This is a genomic window from Streptomyces noursei ATCC 11455 (assembly GCF_001704275.1).
Lineage (GTDB): Bacteria > Actinomycetota > Actinomycetes > Streptomycetales > Streptomycetaceae > Streptomyces > Streptomyces noursei.
Genome location: NZ_CP011533.1, coordinates 8,388,093 through 8,405,892, shown reverse-complemented (window position 1 = coordinate 8,405,892; position 17,800 = coordinate 8,388,093). Strand labels below are relative to the sequence as shown.

Below are 17,800 nucleotides of genomic sequence, written 5' to 3'. Positions count from 1 at the left end.
GCACGGCACCACCGGCGGGCGCGCCCTCAACAGGGCGCGCCTCAGCCGTACTTGCCCTGGTCACGGCCATGGGCTAGGAGCCCTGAGCCTCCATGGCGGCGACCAGACTGGCCGGTCGCATGTCCGTCCAGGTGGACTCGACGAATTCCAGGCACTCCTGGCGCGACCCCTCCGGCCGCGCAACCTGCCATCCACCCGGCACCTCTGTGGTGGCGGGCCAGAGCGAGTACTGACGCTCCTCATTGACCAGAACGATGAATCGGGCAAACTCATCGTCAAAAACGTTGGCCATAGCTTCCCCCTGCTCCTTCCCTCCTGCTGACCGGCAAACCGGGGGATGATCGGGATCGCATCGCACCCCGCCCCCGCCTACGCGCTACGGCATTGACCGATATTCCGTACGGATATCGGGCGAGCGTCAGTACGGTACACCACAAAACCTTCACACCCGACCAGTTCATCGAACGGCCTGTCTACGCGATCACGCGCCACCACGGCAACAGTGGTCCGCCTCCCGCTAAGCAACCCATCGCTCACCCTTTCCGCCCTGGGTCACCGACCTGCCGATTTACGAGAAAGAAACACCGAGGCGTGGCCCGCGACACACGCATGGCCACCTGCGGTGGTCGAAATTCGGCCACAACCTGGCCCATTCCATACAGGTCGACAACGCGCCCCAGGCTCGCCCGACATGCATCACGACCCAGGGCACGTTGAAGCTCCGTCACGCCCCTGTCTCGCAAAACAAGCCTCAATGCGCCGTCAATACGCCCTTGCGTAAACAAAGATTAGAACGCCAGTGCGGCGCGATCCTTGCGTCAGCACCGAGGCCCTTCGCCCGGCCGAGCCCGACGCGCGATGAGCTGGTTGCCCGGGGGTGCACAGGAGCCGCCTGGCACGGTGGCCGCCGGTCGAACCGCCGTCGGAATCCCCGGCTCCCGCGAAGTCCTGGATCTCCAACTGCCCTTCACGCACAGCGATGTTGGACCGCTGGAACAACACTCACACCATCCGCAACATCCGCACCACCCACACCGCTCGCACCAGGAACCTCATCCGAGCCGGAACCTGGCGAAGCGCCGCTGAGTGCGGGCCGGTTGGCAGTACTGGAACACCTCGGGATTACCGGTGCCGGCAGCCCGGAGAAGTCCCGTCATCGCAGGCCACAGGGCATGTCTTCGCCGTCAACACACCGCAGGTGGTGATCATTTGGTGGATCGGCTTCAAAGTTTGGGCACAAGTTGCACACATTCCCCTCTTCAGGGCGGGCCTCGATGGTCTACATTGACCCTGCTTCACATGACACGAGGCGACAAATCGTGATCTTTAGCTCCTGCGTTGCCGCAAGTCAGCAGTCATGTCCCCCACGCCTGACGTGGGGGTGATCAATTCTTGGCGCCCGCGAGGGGCCTTGGGTGTGGGGAGCCCGAGGTTTCGACGGGTTCTCACATACCTCCACACTCCGGCAGGACGGGCGAGTCCGCTGCCGCCTGGGTGGGGTGTTCCAGTAGCGCCGCAATAGCCGGGATGTCATTCACGGGGGCGGGGGCCTCCCTAGGAGAGGAACAGCGCGGTGCGGGGGGCGGGGGCCTCCCGAGGGGGGAACAGTGCGGGGGGCACGGGCCTCCCGGGGGGAGGAAACCGTGTGGAGCGAACATGTCGAGCCCACTGACGACCTGGGGGGGTCTGTGCAGCAGGGGGAATTGGTCAGCCCGTTTCTATCGGCGCCCGGGCGTCCGGTGGAGGGGGAAATCAGCCAGCCCGCGATCGACTGGGAGCAGCGGTACCGCCGTACCGTGATCGCCAGCGACACCGCGGCCACCGCCTTCGTGGTGGCGGCGATCGGTATCTTCTTCGGGGCCCGGGACGCGGCCAACTGGCACGAGAAGTGGGGAATTCTCGCATTCTGCACCGAGCTGCTGGTGCTGGGAACGCTCGCGGTGAGCCGGTCGTGGGCTCCGGCCGTGCTCGGCCAGGGCGCCGAGGAATTCCGTCGGCTCGGACGCTCACTGTTCACGGCGACCGTCGTACTGGCACTCGGCGGGATCGCCCTCGCCTCGCGCAACATCAAGCTCTGGATCTTCGTCGCGATCCCCGCGATCGCGCTCGTCACCATGACCGCGCGCTATCTGCTGCGCCTCTGGCTGCACAAACAGCGGAAGGAAGGACGGTGCCTGCGGCCGGTGCTCGCTGCCGGGAGCCTGGCCACCGTGCACGACCTGATCACCCGGACCCGCAAGTTCCCGCACCTCGGCTGGCGAGTGGAGGCGGTGTGCACGACGGACGGTCTCGGGCTCGACGGCGACCAACTGGACGGAGTGCCGGTCGTCGGCAGACTGGCGGACGTCGCGGGCCACGTCCGCCGCGACGGCTATCGTGTCGTCGCGGTCACACCGGACCCGCACTGGTCACCGGACCGGCTGCAGCGGCTGGCCTGGAACCTCGAAGGCAGCGATGCCGAGATGGTCGTGGCCCCCGTGCTGATGGAAGTGGCCGGCCCGAGGCTGCACGTCGACGCGGTGCTCGGGATACCGCTGCTGCGGGTCAGCATGCCGACCTTCACCGGGGGGCGCCGGGCGGTCAAAGAGGTCGTCGATCGGATGGGCGCGGCGGTCCTGCTGATGCTGTTCGCGCCGCTGATGGTGTTCGTCGGGCTGCTCATACTGGTGGACAGTCGGGGCGGGGCGTTCTATCGCCAGCGCAGGGTCGGCAAGGACGGCCGCGAGTTCACCATCCTCAAGTTCCGCACCATGGTCGCCGGGGCGCACGGGGCACGTGCCGAACTGGCCGACCGCAACGAGGGCGCCGGGCCGCTGTTCAAGCTCCGCCGGGATCCGCGGGTGACCCGGGTGGGAACGGTGCTGCGCCGGTATTCGATCGACGAACTCCCGCAACTCTTCAACGTGTTGACCGGATCGATGTCGCTCGTCGGTCCGCGGCCGCCGCTGCCGGAGGAGTCCGCCGCGTACGGCCCGGACATCCGGCGGCGGCTGCTGGTCAAGCCCGGACTCACCGGTCTGTGGCAGATCAGCGGACGCAGTGACCTGCCGTGGGAGGAGGCCGTCCGACTGGACCTGCGGTACGTGGAGGACTGGTCGCTCGCCCTCGACACAGTGATCTTGTGGAAGACGCTGCGTGCGGTGCTCCAAGGGCAGGGGGCCTATTGATGCGCGGGGGGCGGCGACGTCGTACGGCCGGCGCAGGAACCGCAGGCCGGAGGGGCCTGCCTGGGGGGAGGAACCAGTCATGAGAGTCAGCGTCTTGGGGCTCGGCTACGTGGGCTGCGTGTCGGCCGCGTGCCTGGCCAGCATGGGTCACGAGGTCATCGGGGTGGACGTCAACCAGGTGAAGGTGGACCTGGTCAACGACGGCAAGGCCCCGGTGGTCGAGGAGCGGATCGGCGAGCTCATCGCCGAGGTCGTGCGGACCGGAGCGCTACGTGCCACTGGCGACGTCCGCGAGGCGATCAGGGGCAGCGAGGTGTCGCTGGTCTGCGTGGGCACGCCGTCGGAGCCCAACGGCAGCCTGTGCACCACGTATTTGGAGCGGGTCACCGAGCAGATCGGCGCCGCGTTGGCGGACCGCGGTGGGCGCAGCGGGCGGCACACCGTGGTGTTCCGCAGCACCATGCTCCCGGGTACCTGTCTGAACCTGCTGGTGCCGATCCTGGAGAAGTCCGTCGGCGGCACGGCCGGGGTGGACATCGGGGTCGCGGTCAACCCGGAGTTCCTGCGCGAGGGCACGAGCGTGCGGGACTTCTTCGACCCGCCCAAGACCGTCATCGGCGAGCTCGACCCGGCCAGCGGCGACACGGTGAGGGCGCTGTACGACGGCCTGCCCGGCGAGGTGTTCCGGGTGCCGATCCCGACGGCCGAGGCGATCAAGTATGCGGACAACGCGTTCCACGGCCTCAAGATCGGCTTCGCGAACGAGCTGGGCGCGGTGTGCCAGGCACTCGGCGTGGACTCGCACCAGGTGATGGACGTGTTCCTGGCCGACCGCAAGCTGAACATCAGCCCCGCCTACCTGCGGCCCGGCTTCGCCTTCGGTGGCTCCTGCCTGCCGAAGGACCTGCGCAGCCTGGTCCACGCCGCACAGCGGGCCGATGTCTCGGTGCCCATCCTCGCCCATGTGCTGCCCTCCAACGCCGACCATCTGCAACGCGCGGTGGACCTGGTCGAGCGCACCGGCAAGCGCCGGGTGGGCCTGTTCGGGCTGTCCTTCAAACCCGGCACCGACGACCTGCGCGAGAGCCCGCTCGTCGAACTGGCGGAGACGCTCTTCGGCAAGGGGTACGACCTGCGGATCCACGACGCCAACGTGAGCCTCTCCCGGCTGCTCGGCGCGAACCGCGAGTACATCGAGACCCGGCTGCCGCATCTCGCGCAGCTGCTCGCGGACTCCGTGGCAGAGGTGCTGGAGCACGCCGAGGTGTGCCTGGTCGGGACCAGGGATCCGGCCGTGGTGTCAGCGCTGCCCCATGGTGGCGGCCCGGTGATCGTCGACCTCATCCGCCTTCCCGACGCCGAGGCGCGCCGGGCCGAACCGGGGTACATGGGCCTTGCTTGGTGACATATCGTTCAGTGACACATCGTCTGGTGACATAGCCGGCGGCGACCGGGCGACCCGGCGCGCGCTGATCCTGGTGGAGAACCTGTCGGTGCCGTTCGACCGGCGGGTGTGGCAGGAGTGCACGACGCTGCGCGACGCGGGCTGGGCGGTGCACGTCATCTGTCCCCGGGGGGAGAAGCGGGACACGGAGCCGGAGGCGGAGATCGACGGGGTGCGGATCCACCGCTACCCGTTGCGCGCGGCCACCGGAGGACCGGCCGGCTATCTGCGGGAGTACGGATCGGCGTTGTGGCACACGGCCCGGCTGGCCCGCAAGGTGGGCCCGGTCGACGTGGTCCACGCCTGCAACCCGCCCGACCTGCTGTTCCTGCCGGCACTGTGGCTGAAGCGGCGCGGCGCGCGGTTCGTCTTCGACCAGCACGACCTGGTACCCGAGCTGTACCTCTCCCGGTTCGACCGCGGCAGAGATCTGCTCTACCGCGCCGTGTGCGCACTGGAACGGCGGACCTACCGGGCCGCGGACGTCGTGCTCGCCACGAACGAGAGCTACCGGGACGTCGCGGTGCGCCGTGGCGGCAAGCGGCCGGCGGACGTCTTCGTGGTGCGCAGCGCGCCTGCCGTCGAACGGTTCCAACCGGTCCCTGCCGAACCGGAGTTGAAGCGCGGCAAACCTCATCTGCTGTGCTACCTGGGCGTCATGGGCCCGCAGGACGGCGTCGACTACGCCTTGCGGGCGCTGGCGAAGCTGCGCGACGAGCTCGGGCGGACCGACTGGCACGCGGTGTTCGTCGGCGCCGGCGACGCCTTCGACGCGATGGTGGAACTGTCCCGGCGGCTCGGACTCTCCGAGCAGGTGGAGTTCACCGGGCGCATTCCGGACGCCGACCTGGTGCGCCACCTGTCCACCGCGGACGTGTGCCTCTCCCCCGACCCCCGCAATCCGCTCAACGACGTGTCGACCATGAACAAGGTCCTGGAGTACATGGCGATGGGCCGGCCCATCGTCTCGTTCGACCTCCGGGAGGCGCGAGTCTCCGCCGGTGACGCCGCCGTCTACGCGCCCGCCAACGACGAGGCCGCATTCGCCGAGCTCATCGCGCTGCTGCTGGACGATCCGGAGAAGCGGGCCCGGATGGGCAGGATCGGCCAGGAGCGGATCGGCGGGCCGCTCTCCTGGCGGAACTCGCAGGCGTCGCTGCTCGCCGCGTACGCCGCTGCCTGCCGTGACCACGCTCCGGTGCCGGCGGGCGACCCGGACCGGGCAGGGCGGAGGCCCGGCCGTTGAGCGATGACACGATACGCCTGGCCATGATCGGGCGGATCATCCGTCGGCGATGGCGGCTTCTCGCCGTCCTCGCCGTGGTGGGTGCGCTCGTCGGCTACGGCACCTCCGCGCTGATCCCGCCGAGTTACACGGCGTCGGCATCGGTACTGCTGCCGGGGCAGTGGGAGGAGCGCGAGCTGCTGACCCAGGTGGACATCTCGACCAGTTCGACGGTGCTCGACCGCGCGGCCGCCACGCTCGGTTGGACCGGGGTCGGCGGCAGCGAGCTGCGGGATCGGGTGAGCGCCAAGGCCGCCGACGGGAACATCATCACGATCTCGGGCACGGCCGACACCCCGGAGCGCGCACAGCAACTCTCCGACCAGGTGGTCCGGCAGTTCGTCACATTCGCCGCACGGATCGGGGGCGACAACAGCGACCCCGAGGCGGCGGCGCGGCCCGAGGCGCTGCGGCAGATGGTGGTGCAGACCAGCCGCCGCATCACCGAGCTGGCCGGTGCGGCCGATCCGGGGCGGACCGTGGAGAGCGTGCAGACCCGCACCGAGCTCGCGAAGCTGCGCACCGCGCTGCAGGAGGCCGTCAACAAACTGGACCAGGCCGCCCCGACTGCCAACAAGGCCAACATGGTCGTCATGGGTCCGGCGACCAGGCCGACCGGCGAGGCACCGCCGACGAGAGTGCAGCTCACCCTCGCCGGGGCGCTGGTGTTCTTCCTGCTCGCGGTCATCGGCCATCTCGCCGCCGCACGGATGAGTCGCCGACTGCGCGCCGAGCCGGAGATCGCCGCGGCGCTGGGCTCGGTGCTGCTGGGTACCGTCGACGTACCTGACGAACGGCCCGCGCAGCGGCCGGAAGGCCATGGCCCGCGGACCCGGATCCGCCGGCTGCTGGGCGTCGACACCAGGTGGGACACACCCGCCCCGCAGACGTCCGGCGACGAGGCCGACAGGCAGATCCGCTACCGCCGGGTGTGCGCCCGCCTTCTGGAGCAACTACCAGCCCCCCGGCGGCTGTTGGTCGTCGTCCCGGACGGCGACGAGATCGCCCGCCGGGCCGCCGGACGGCTCGTCGCCGAGGCCGAGAGCGATCCTTCCTCGTCCTCTTCGAGCAGGGGATACCCCATGCTGCGGGTGGTGGCGGTTTCGGTGGACCGGCCGATGGTGCCGGACTGCGACAACGAGTCCGGTGCCCTGGTCGTGCTCAGCGCCGGCAGCCGGACCGCAGGCGAGCTCGCCGGCATCGCCGAGGCGTGTGCGGACGCCGGGCACGAGGTCGTCGGCATCGTCGTCGCCGGCACGGTCCGGGCCCGTCCGGCGCAGTCGCCCGGCCGACCACCGGACGACGCCACTCTGGTGCTCGCGGTCCGCGGCCGGGCGGCGGGAGGTTCCGCGTGACGACGAGTACGACGTCGGAGTCGTCGGCCACCGCTCCGCTGCTGGACCTGCAGGCGCTGGTGGTGGCGGTGCGCAGGCGGCGCCGCCTCTGGTGCGCCATGGCGCTGTTGGGGCTGCTCGTCGGCGCTGCGGTGGCGGTCCTGCTGCCGTCGCCGCCGGCCGCGGTGACCAAGGTGCTGGTCGCGCATCAGGAGGACCAGCCGAACGACCCCGGGACGCTGATCCGCACCGACGTCGCGCTGCTGGGGACCACGCGGATCGCCGACCAGGCCCTGCGGACCCTCAAGTCCCGGGAAAAACCCGAGGACTTCATGCGGGACTACCACGGGACCGGCTTGACCAACAACCTGCTGCAGATCGATGTGACAGGTGACAGCGACGCGGCAGCGGTGGCCCGCGCCAAGGCGCTGGCCGATGCGTTCGTCGCGGACCATGTACGGCGGATGTGGGAAGCCGCGAAGGCCGAGGCCAAGGCCCTGGACGACCAGCGTGACCGCATGCGGGAGGAACTCGCCCAGGTGAACAAGGCGATCGGGGACCGGGCGCCGAACAGCGATCCGAAGGATTCCGCGAGCGTCGAGTCGCGCTTCGCCCGCCGGGCCGAGCTCAACTCGCGGATCGCCGACTTCGACCAGCGGGCCGAGGAGGCGCGCACCGGCACGCCCCGGGTCGTCTCCGGCACGCAGATCGTGGACGCCCCGCGCGCGGTACAGCAGTCCCTGCTCAAGGCCGCCGTCACCGACGCCGCGATCGGGCTCGCCCTCGGACTCGTCCTGGGGCTCGTGCTGGCCGCGGTCGGCGTGGTGGTGGCGGACCGCCCCGTGTTGCGCCGGGACATCGCGGCGAACCTGGGCGCCTCGGTCATCGCGGAGCTGCCCCGCCGGCCGGGCAGGCTGTGGCAGCGCCGACGGAGCCGGGCGGCACGCGAACGGCTCGTCGTGTCCCTGGCCCGCACCGCGCGCGGCGCCGAGGAACCGGTGTCGCTGCTGGAACTGGGCTGTGCGCGCAGCACGAGCGAGATCGCCCTGGACCTCGCCGGGTCCCTGGCACCGGACGGGCCAGTGGTGATCATCGATGGTCTGCCCGGCGCGCAGCTCGCCGGCCGCCGCTCGAAGCCGGGAGGCCCGAGCGTGGTCAGCGGCGAGCGTGCCGCGGCCGTGTCGCACGAGGAACGCCGACTCGGCGTCGGCTCGGTCGCGCCCGGCACCGCGTGGACCGACCTCCAGTACCTCGGCACCCGGACCGTGCTCGTCGTGCGTGCCGGGCACGGCAGCGCCGCCTGGCTGCACACCGTGGCGCGACAGCTCGCGGACCAGCGCATCGCGGTGATCGGTGTGGTGCTGATCGACCCCGATCCGCGGGATCGGACCGACGGCACGCTGTGGGACGGGCTGGAGACCGCGCTGCGCGGCCAGCACGAGCGGCCGGCCCGGCAGAACGGGACGGGCCGGCGGCGGGCGGAGCGGCAGCCGACGTGGGCCAGTGGGGCCTCCCCTGCTCTGGGGGCCCCTCCCGGCCGACGGCCGGGGGAGGAGTTGAGGGCTCGGGGACGGGTCCCGGACAACGACCAGGAGGCGCGGTAGGACATGTGTGGCATCGCAGGGACTTACCGATGGCCGGACGGGAAGGTCGTGACCGACCGGCTCACCGACACCCTCGCCCACCGCGGTCCGGACGGGGCGGGCCGGTACAGCCACCCCGCCGGTGACGGCGAAGTGCACCTCGGGCACCGTCGGCTGGCCATCATCGACCTGTCCGACACGGGCGCCCAGCCGATGGTCTCGGGCGGCCTCGTCCTGACGTACAACGGCGAGCTGTACAACGCGCCCGAGCTGCGTGCCGAGCTGGCGGCCGCCGGGGTGCGCTTCCGCGGTTCCTCCGACACCGAGGTGGTGCTGGAGTCCTGGCGGCGCTGGGGCACGGACTGCCTGCCCCGGCTGCGCGGCATGTTCGCGTTCGGGATCTTCGATGAGCGCACCGGCGAACTGGTGCTCGTCCGCGACCAGTTGGGCATCAAGCCGCTGTTCCTGCTCCGGCGCGGCGAGGGTCTGGCGTTCGCCTCCGAGCTGAAGGCGCTGGCCGCCGCGACCGGCGGGGCGCTGGACGTGGACCCCGCGGCGCTGGTGGCCTCGCTCCTCTACTACTGGGTGCCGGACTCGCGCTGCGCCTACCGCGAGGCGGAGAAGCTGCCGCCGGGGAGTTGGATCCGGTTCCGGCCCGACGGGCGGGTGGAGCGCGGCCGTTACTGGAACCTGAAGGACGTCGCCGCCGAGGGCCGGGAGCGGGCCCGCAGCGGGGAGCGCCCGGACCTGGCGGCGCTCGTCGAGGAGTCGACCCGGCGCCATCTGCTCTCCGACGTGCCCGTGGCGACCTTCCTCTCCGGCGGGCTCGACTCCAGCTATCTGACCGCGCTCGCGGCCCGCCACCAGCCCGGGATCTCCGCCTACACGATCGGATTCCGCGCCGAGGACGCCAGGTTCGAGGCGATGCCCGACGATCTGCGGTACGCCCGGCAGGTCGCCGAGCGGTTCGGCGTCGACCTGCACGAGATCGAGATCGCGCCGAACGTGCTCGACCTGCTGCCGCAGATGACGTACGCGTTGGACGAGCCGATCGGCGACCCGGCCGCGATCAACACGTACCTGATCTGCTCGGCCGCACGGGAGGCCGGGGTCAAGGTGATGCTGTCGGGGATGGGCGCCGACGAGCTGTTCGCCGGGTACCGCAAGCACCTGGCCAACCTGATCGCGCTGCGCTACCAGCGCGTGCCGCGGCCGCTGCGGCGCGGCCTGTCCCGGGCCGTGGACCTGCTGCCGGTCGCCACGGCCCGCCGGGGGTACCGGTCGGTGCGCTTCGCGAAGCGGTTCCTGTCCTTCGCGGACCTGCCGGAGGAGACCGCGTTCCGACGCAGCTACACCATGTACGACCAGGAGGAGTTGCTCGCGCTCGTCGACCCGGACCTGGCCGGGACGGTCGACGACGTGCTCACCGAGCACGCGGACGTCTACGAGGACAACGACCTCGACGACTTCGTCAACCGTATGTGCCTGGGCGACGCCCGGATGTTCCTGCCGGGCCTGAACCTCACGTACACGGACCGCTCCAGCATGGCCGCGTCGACCGAGGTGCGGGTGCCGTACGTGGACGTCGAGGTGGTCAAGGCGGCGTTCGCGGTGCCCGGCGACCGCAAGATCGTCGGGCGGCAGGGCAAGGCCGTCCTCAAGGAGGCGGCCACCTCGGTCCTGCCCCGGGAGATCGTCTACCGGCCGAAGGGCCTGTTCAGCGCCCCCCTGCGGGCCTGGATGAGCCGGGACCTGGCGCCGCTGGTGCGCGAGGTGGTCCATGACGGCGTGCTCGTACGGGAGGGGTTCCTGCGGCGCGACGCGCTGGCGCGCATGGTCGCCGAGGACGCCGCCGGACAGCGGGACTTCTCCAAGCATCTGTGGCATGTGCTGACCCTCGAGTACTGGTATCGCGACGCGACCTCTGGGTCCGGGCGGAGCACTCGGTTGACGGCTTAGGAATTCAGGGGATTCAGGGGAGTTCGAGAGTGAAACAGATCGTGCAGAACTACAAGAGCGGCGAGCTGGCGGTGCTCGACGTTCCGGTACCGGGGTGCAAGCCGGGAGGCGTGCTGGTCCGCAGCACCTACTCGCTGATCTCCACCGGCACCGAGATGATGAAGGTGTCCGAGGCCGGCATGTCGATGCTCGGCAAGGCCCGTTCCCGCCCCGACCAAGTGGCCAAGGTCATGCAGAGCGTGGCCACCAACGGGGTGCCCGCCACGTACCGCAAGGTGATGGGCAAGCTTGACTCGTACACGCCGCTCGGCTACTCGCTGTGCGGGGTGGTCGAGCAGGTCGGCGCCGGGATCGACGACGTGAAGGTCGGCGACCTCGTGGCCTGCGCGGGCAACGAGCACGCGCTGCACGCCGAGGTGAACTGGGTGCCGAAGAACCTCTACACCCCGCTCCCCGACGGTCTCGCGCCCCGGCACGCGGCCTTCGGCACCGTCGGGTCGATCGCTCTCCAGGGCGTGCGCCAGGGCGAGCCGCAGCTCGGCGAGGTGGCCCTGGTCATCGGCCTCGGCCTGATCGGGCAGCTGGTCGTGCAACTCCTCACCGCCTCCGGGGTCCGCGTCGTCGGCGTCGACCCGGACCCGGCGCGCTGCGAACTCGCCGAGCGCACGGGCGCCGCGGCCTGCGGCGACCCCGAGTCCGCTGCGGTGGCCGCCGCCGTCGCCGAGCTCACCGACGGCCACGGCGTGGACCAGGTGTACCTGGCCGCCGGTGGCGGCAGCAATCAACCCGTCGAACTGGCGGCCCAGTTGGCGCGCGACCGCGGCCGGGTCGTCGACATCGGCAAGTGCCGACTCGACCTTCCGTGGAACGCGTACTACGAGAAGGAGCTCGACGTCCGCTTCTCGCGCTCCTACGGCCCCGGGCGCTACGACCCCTCGTACGAACTCGAAGGGCGCGACTACCCGATCGGCTACGTCCGCTGGACCGAGCGCCGCAACCTCGCGTGCTTCCTCGACCTCGTCGCGCGTGGCCGCGTGGACGTCGAGCCCCTCATCTCCCACGTCGCCGACTTCGACGACGCCGTCGAGACGTACCAGGGGTTGAAGGACGGCGGGCTGAAGGCCGTCGCCGTGCTGTTCCGATACCCCGAACAGGCCGCGGAATCAGCGGACTTGGCGGTCGCCGTACCCACGGCGAACGTGCGGCCGAGCAAGGCCGGTGCCGCCCGTACGCCGGTGCGTCTCGCCTTCGTCGGCGCCGGGAACTACGCGACGTCGATGCTGCTGCCGCACCTCGCCGAGCGCGACGGCGTCGAGCTGTCGACCGTGGTCACCACGACGGCGCTGTCCGCGGCCAACGCGCAGCGGAAGTTCGGCTTCGCCGAGGCGACCACCGACCTCGACGCCGTGCTCGGCGACAAGTCCATCGACGCGGTGTTCGTGGTCACCCGGCACAGCTCGCACGCCGAACTGACCCGCAAGGCACTCCTCGCGGGCAAGTCGGTGTTCGTGGAGAAGCCCCTGGCGCTCACCGAGGACGAGCTGGCCGGTGTGCTCGCGGCGGTGGAGGAGTCCGGCAACGACCGGCTGCAGGTGGGCTTCAACCGCCGCTTCGCGCCGCTGCTGCACGAGGCGAAGAAGCAGTTCGGCCCCCGGACCGGACCCGCGAACCTGCGCTACCTCATCAACGCGGGCACGCTGCAGCACGGCAGTTGGTACCTCAGGCAGGGCACCGAGGGCTCGCGCTTCGTGGGCGAGGGCGGGCACTTCATCGACACGGCGAGCTGGCTGCTCGGGGCGGACCCGGTCTCGGTGTACGCGGTCGCCACATCCGGCAACGACGACCTCCAGGTCGTCCTGCGCTACCCCGACGGCTCCACCGCCACCCTCAGCTACGTCACCACGGGCGCGCCCGGCTTCCCCAAGGAGACCCTCGACCTGGTCGCCGACGGCAAGGTGCTCAGGCTCGACGACTTCGTGCGTGCCTCGGTGTACGGCGGGAAAAAGTGGGTGAGTTCGCGACTGCCGAAGGCCCGGGACAAGGGGCAGAACGCCGAACTGGCCTCGTTCGTCAAGGCAGTTCGGACCGGCGGGCCGATGCCGGTGCCGCTGGAGTCGTTGGTCGCCACCACGGCGGCCACCCTCGCCGTGCAGGCCGGCCTGGCCGGCGGCGCGCCGGTGACGTTGGCGAGGACGCGATGACCGTGAGTTCGGGGAGTCCGGGCTGGTACCTGCGGCGGCTGTCCCGGATGGGACCGCGGGAGGTCGGCGGCCGGGTGGGCGACGCGGTCCGCAGGCGGCGGTGGCGGTCGGCGCGGCCGCACTGCCCGAGCGTGTCCGGTGCCCGGTTCACCGCGGTGCTGCCCGCCGGGACGATCGCCGGCATACCTCCGGACGCCGCGAAACGCCTCCTCGCCGAGGCGGACCGGCTGATGGACGGGCACGCCGAGTACTTCGGGGTGGTCCGCGAGGACCTGGCCGACCCGGACTGGTGGTACGACCCGAAGACCGGGCGCCGGGCCCCGGGGGGCTACGCCTTCGACGTGCCGTATCGGAACGAGGACGCGGTCGGCGACATCAAGCAGATCTGGGAACCGTCCCGGCATCAGTACCTCACCGTGCTGGCCGCCGCCTACGCGATCACCGGCGACGAGCGGTACGCCGAGCGGGTGGCCGATCACCTGCGGTCGTGGTGGGCGGCCAACCCACCGCTGCGCGGCGTGCATTGGGTCAGCGGCATCGAGCTGGGCATCCGGCTGCTGTCCTGGGTGTGGATCCGGCGGCTGCTCGACGGCTGGCCGGGCGCGGCCGCGCTGTTCGAGGGCAACCCGGTGGCGCTGAACCAGATCTGGCACCACCAGCGCTGGCTGGCCGCCTTCCCCAGCCGGGGGTCCTCGGCGAACAACCACGTCATCGCCGAGGCCGCCGGGCAGCTCGCCGCGGCCTGCGCGTTCGGGTGGTTCCCCGCCTCGGCGCGTTGGCGGGCCGGCGCACTGCGGTCGCTGGAACGGCATCTGCGCGGCAACACCTTCCACTCCGGCCTCAACCGCGAGCTGGCCACCGAGTACCACGGACTCGTCCTGGAACTGGGCCTGGCCGCGGTGGCCGAGGCGGATGCCGCCGCCGTGCCGGTCCCCGCGACCGTCCGGCTGGTCCTGCTGCGGATGACCGACGCGCTCGCGGCCGTCGTGGACAGCCGGTTACGGCCGCCGCGCCAGGGCGACGCGGACGACGGGCACGGTCTGGTCGTGGACGGCGCGGGCACCGACCGCTGGGCCTCGCTGTTGGCCACCGGAGACGCCGTGTTCGGTCGGCTCGCCTGGTGGCCGACGGTGACCGGCACCGATGTGCGCACCCCGCTGCTGGCCGCGTTCATCCGGCCGTACGCGAAGGTCGCAACGGCGCCGGCCGTGACCCGCCCGGTGCGCCGACCGGCCCATTTCGCCGACGCGGGTATGACCATCCTGCGTGGTCCGGGGGAGATCTGGTGCCGCTGCGACGGCGGCCGCCACGGCTTCCTGTCCATCGCCGCGCATGCCCACGCGGACGCGCTGTCCGTGGAGGTCCGGCACGACGGGGTGGACGTGCTCGCCGACCCGGGGACGTTCTGCTACCACGGGCAGCCCGAGTGGCGGCAGTACTTCCGGTCGACCCTCGGCCACAACACCCTGCGGCTGGACGGCAGTGACCAGTCCGTCTCCGGTGGCCCGTTCCTGTGGACCCGGCATGCCAGGAGCCGCGTCCTGACCACGGACACGTCCGATGAAGGGGTGGCCCGCTGGTGCGCCGAGCACGACGGCTACCAGCCGTCCGTCCACCGCCGGCGGGTTGAACTGACCGCCGAGACACAGGAGTTGACGGTGGTCGACGAGGTGCGCGGCCCGCGCCGGACCGTGCACCTGGCGTTCCACCTCGGCCCGACGATCGCCGCGGACCTGGTGGGGAACCGGGCAGTGCTCACCTGGGTCCGGGACGGCGAGGGGCACTCCGCGGTGCTCGACCTGCCCGGGCAGCTGAGCTGGCGGGCGCATCGCGGCGAGACCGACCCGCCGCTGGGCTGGTACTCCGCCGGCTTCGGGCGCAAGGAACCCACCACCACGCTGGTCGGCACCGGCTTCGCCGACGGCACAGCGCTGTCGGGGGAGTTCACCACCGTGCTCAGGTTCCGCGGCTAGGGGGGCGCGTGGGGATCAAGAGGCGGCACTGGGCGTCGGCGGCGGCACCGCTGGCGCTGGCCCTGCTGGCGGCGACCGGCTGTGCGAGCACACCGGGCGCCCGGGCGGAGCCGACCGCTGCGCCGACCACGTCCGGGGCGCTGTCCACGTCCGTGGCCCGGGTGTGCGGCAAGCCCGCGGCCGGGCCGACGAAGGCACCGGCGGACGCGGTGCCGGTCGACCCCGCGGAGGTCGGTGACCTGGCGGCGAAGACCAAGAGCAACCCCCCGAACACCACGTTCTGGCTTCGACCGGGCACGCACAGGCTCGACCCGGATCGCTACGCCCAGGTCATCCCCAAGGACGGGGACCGCTACCTCGGTGCGCCGGGCGCGGTGCTCGACGGTCGGGAGAAGAACCAGTACGCGTTCGGCGGTACCGCCCGCGACGTCACCATCCGCTACCTGACCGTGCAGGGTTTCGTCGCGCCGCAGAACGAGGGCGTGGTCAACCACGACTCGGCCGACGGGTGGGTGATCGAGCACGCGACGATCCAGGACAACTCCGGTGCCGGACTGATGGCCGGCGCCCACCAGCGGGTCCGCGCCAGCTGCCTGCGCGACAACGGACAGTACGGAATGAACGCGTACACGACCGGCGGCCGGGTCAGCGACCTGGTGGTCGAGGGCAACGAGATCGTGGGCAACAACACCGGCGACTGGGAACGGCGGCGGCCGGGCTGCGGCTGCACCGGAGGTGTGAAGTTCTGGGCCGTCAACGGCGCCGATGTACGCGGCAACTGGGTGCACGACAACCGCGGAACGGGGCTGTGGGCGGACACCAACAACAACGACTTCCGCATCGAGAACAACGTGATCGAGGCCAACTACGGCGCCGCCCTGATCTACGAGACCAGCTACAACGCGGTCATCCGGAACAACACGATCCGGCGGAACAACTGGGTCGAGGGCCGCAAGGCGGCCGACCGCGGCGACAACTTCCCGTTCGCGACCGTCTATCTGTCCGAGTCCGGTGGCGAACCACGGATCCGAGCCCGCACCGACAAGATCGAGATCTATCGGAACGTGCTGGAGGACAACTGGTCCGGGATCACCCTGTGGGAGAACGCCGACCGGTTCTGCAACAGCCCGGCCAACACCTCGTCCGGTGACTGCACCCTGCTGGTGCGGGACCCCCGCCGCTGCGCGGAGCCGGCGATCGCCAGCGCACCGCTCTACGCCGACTGCCGGTGGAAGACCCAGCGGGTGGACATCCACGACAACCGCTTCGTGCTGGACAAGTCCGTCGTCACGTGCACGGCGAAGTGCGACCGCATGGCGGTGCTGGCCAACTACGGCACCTATCCGGACTGGTCGCCGTACAAGGGCGACCGGGTGGCCGAGGCGATCACCGGCGAGCAGCACAACCGCTGGCACGACAACGTCTACCTCGGGCCGTGGACGTTCGTCGCCCACGATCCCAGTCAGGTGCTCGACTCCGGGCAGTGGCGGGGCACGCCGTACCGGCAGGACGCGGGCAGCACCCTCGACCCACAGGCCGGTGGTTGAGATGGGCGGAGACCTGTCGCGCGGTGGGCTGCCGGGCGGACTGCACACGGCGGGAACGCAGCCCGGCGCAGCACCGCGCCCTGCCGGCACGCCGAAGATCGTCGGGATCGTCTGGGGGTTGCTGGTCCTCAACACGCTCGGCTCCGCCGGGGCGAAGACCATCGTTCCGCTGCCCCGCTCCCTCATCCAGTTGGTCACCATGGGCGCGCTGGTCGCCGCGTTCGCGCTGGCGCTCGCCCTCAATGTCCGGCTGCGCATCCGTCTCAGCGCCTACTTGTTCCTGCTCACCCTGCTGCTGGTGTCGAGCGTGCTCTCCAGTGCGCTCCTGGAGTCCGGGTTCGGCGCGCTGTTCCGCTGCGCCCGGCTGGCTCTCTTCGTCAGCACGCTGTGGCTGCTCAGCCGCTGGTGGGACGGCGGACCGACATTCGTCCGGCACCACATCCGGATGTACTTCGCCGTGCTCGGGTCGGTGGCCGCCGGCCTGGTCGTCTCACCGGGCGCGGCCATGCCCGACCTCTACGGCGGGCGCCTCGTCGGCGCGCTGTGGCCGCTCACCCCGCCGCAGATCGGGCAGTACGCCGCGGTCATCGTCGGGCTCACCGTGCTGCTCGTCCTGGGCCGCCGGACCGACCGGGCCGGCGCGGCGGTCGTCATCGTGCCGTCGCTCGTCCTGCTGGCGTTGACCCATACCCGGACGGCCACGCTGGGCCTGTTCATCGGGCTGGCGTTGGCGATCGGCTCGCTCGTCCTGACCAGTGCCGCCGCCCGCCGGTTCTTCACCTGGGCGGTGGTGTGCGCCACGGTGGCCGCGGTGGCGTTCAGCTCCGCGCTGCAGGCGTGGTTCCTGCGCGGGCAGAGCCAGGAGAACTTCTCCAACCTCACCGGCCGGGCCAAGGTCTGGGACGCCCTGCTGGCAGCTCCCCGGACGACCATGGAGCAGTTGTTCGGCGTGGGTCTGGGCGACAAGTCGTTCGGCGGGCTGCCGATCGACAACAGCTGGCTGGCCGTCTACAACGAGCAGGGGCTGATCGGCATCGCCCTGGTGGCGGCGATCATCCTCGTGCTGGGCGGCGTCGCGTTGCTGCGGCCACCGTCGCTGCAGCGGGCCTGCGCGATCTTCCTGATCGGCTACTGCGCGATCGCGTCCTACACCGAGGCCGGGCTGGGCGACGCCTCGCCGTATCTGCTGCACCTGACGGTCGCCGCCTCGCTGCTGGTGGCACCTGCCGCGGTCGCGCCCGTCCCGACGCCCGAAGTTCCACGACGACACATCCCGCGCTGGGCCCGGAGATCGGAGGTGACCTGAC

General features: G+C 71.1%; 11 protein-coding genes. 10 read left to right on the top strand and 1 reads right to left on the bottom strand.

Translation table 11 applies throughout. The features are described from left to right. Positions 1-73 precede the first annotated feature (73 nt). Entirely contained in the window at positions 74-292 is a 219-nt protein-coding gene (locus SNOUR_RS35855; protein ID WP_039638827.1) for an MbtH family protein, read from the bottom strand. 1,396 nt (positions 293-1,688) lie between these two features. Between SNOUR_RS35855 and SNOUR_RS35850 the strand changes: the two genes are divergently transcribed. The 10 genes from SNOUR_RS35850 (at position 1,689) to SNOUR_RS35805 (ending at position 17,799) form a co-directional block, all read left to right on the top strand. After that, positions 1,689-3,167: a sugar transferase gene (locus tag SNOUR_RS35850; RefSeq protein ID WP_067355506.1), complete on the top strand. Its 1,479-nt coding sequence runs from the start codon at positions 1,689-1,691 to the stop codon at positions 3,165-3,167. 79 nt (positions 3,168-3,246) lie between these two features. Next, positions 3,247-4,572 carry a nucleotide sugar dehydrogenase gene (locus SNOUR_RS35845; RefSeq protein WP_067355504.1) on the top strand — a complete coding sequence of 442 codons (1,326 nt, stop codon included), beginning with the start codon at positions 3,247-3,249 and terminating at the stop codon, positions 4,570-4,572. Beyond that, positions 4,562-5,857, top strand: a complete 1,296-nt coding sequence (locus SNOUR_RS35840; RefSeq protein WP_067355502.1) for a glycosyltransferase family 4 protein — start codon at positions 4,562-4,564, stop codon at positions 5,855-5,857. The genes SNOUR_RS35845 and SNOUR_RS35840 overlap by 11 nt, the downstream gene beginning before the upstream one ends. Continuing rightward, complete coding sequence (locus tag SNOUR_RS35835; protein ID WP_067355500.1) at positions 5,854-7,251, top strand: Wzz/FepE/Etk N-terminal domain-containing protein; 1,398 nt, start codon at positions 5,854-5,856, stop codon at positions 7,249-7,251. Before SNOUR_RS35840 ends, SNOUR_RS35835 begins: the two co-directional genes overlap by 4 nt. Then, on the top strand, positions 7,248-8,834 hold the full coding sequence (locus tag SNOUR_RS35830) for a Wzz/FepE/Etk N-terminal domain-containing protein (protein WP_067355497.1): 1,587 nt from the start codon (positions 7,248-7,250) through the stop codon (positions 8,832-8,834). Before SNOUR_RS35835 ends, SNOUR_RS35830 begins: the two co-directional genes overlap by 4 nt. A 3-nt stretch (positions 8,835-8,837) precedes the next feature. Then, positions 8,838-10,772: an asparagine synthase (glutamine-hydrolyzing) gene (asnB, locus tag SNOUR_RS35825; protein WP_067355495.1), complete on the top strand. Its 1,935-nt coding sequence runs from the start codon at positions 8,838-8,840 to the stop codon at positions 10,770-10,772. A 29-nt stretch (positions 10,773-10,801) separates the two neighbouring features. Further along, on the top strand, positions 10,802-12,973 hold the full coding sequence (locus SNOUR_RS35820; RefSeq protein ID WP_067355493.1) for a bi-domain-containing oxidoreductase: 2,172 nt from the start codon (positions 10,802-10,804) through the stop codon (positions 12,971-12,973). Beyond that, positions 12,970-14,946 (top strand): alginate lyase family protein, encoded by a 1,977-nt coding sequence (locus SNOUR_RS35815; RefSeq protein ID WP_067355490.1) that lies wholly within the window; start codon positions 12,970-12,972, stop codon positions 14,944-14,946. Before SNOUR_RS35820 ends, SNOUR_RS35815 begins: the two co-directional genes overlap by 4 nt. A gap of 8 nt (positions 14,947-14,954) precedes the next feature. Next, on the top strand, positions 14,955-16,493 hold the full coding sequence (locus SNOUR_RS35810; RefSeq protein WP_067355487.1) for a right-handed parallel beta-helix repeat-containing protein: 1,539 nt from the start codon (positions 14,955-14,957) through the stop codon (positions 16,491-16,493). Between the two features lies 1 nt (position 16,494). Continuing rightward, complete coding sequence (locus SNOUR_RS35805; protein ID WP_067355485.1) at positions 16,495-17,799, top strand: O-antigen ligase family protein; 1,305 nt, start codon at positions 16,495-16,497, stop codon at positions 17,797-17,799. Position 17,800: the final 1 nt, after the last annotated feature.

Bases quoted from the DNA above. Each gene is read 5' to 3' on its own strand.
- asnB (WP_067355495.1), top strand. From the start codon at position 8,838: ATGTGTGGCATCGCAGGGACTTACCGATGGCCGGACGGGAAGGTCGTG.
- SNOUR_RS35805 (WP_067355485.1), top strand. From the start codon at position 16,495: ATGGGCGGAGACCTGTCGCGCGGTGGGCTGCCGGGCGGACTGCACACG.
- SNOUR_RS35845 (WP_067355504.1), top strand. From the start codon at position 3,247: ATGAGAGTCAGCGTCTTGGGGCTCGGCTACGTGGGCTGCGTGTCGGCC.
- SNOUR_RS35855 (WP_039638827.1), bottom strand. From the start codon at position 292: ATGGCCAACGTTTTTGACGATGAGTTTGCCCGATTCATCGTTCTGGTC.
- SNOUR_RS35815 (WP_067355490.1), top strand. From the start codon at position 12,970: ATGACCGTGAGTTCGGGGAGTCCGGGCTGGTACCTGCGGCGGCTGTCC.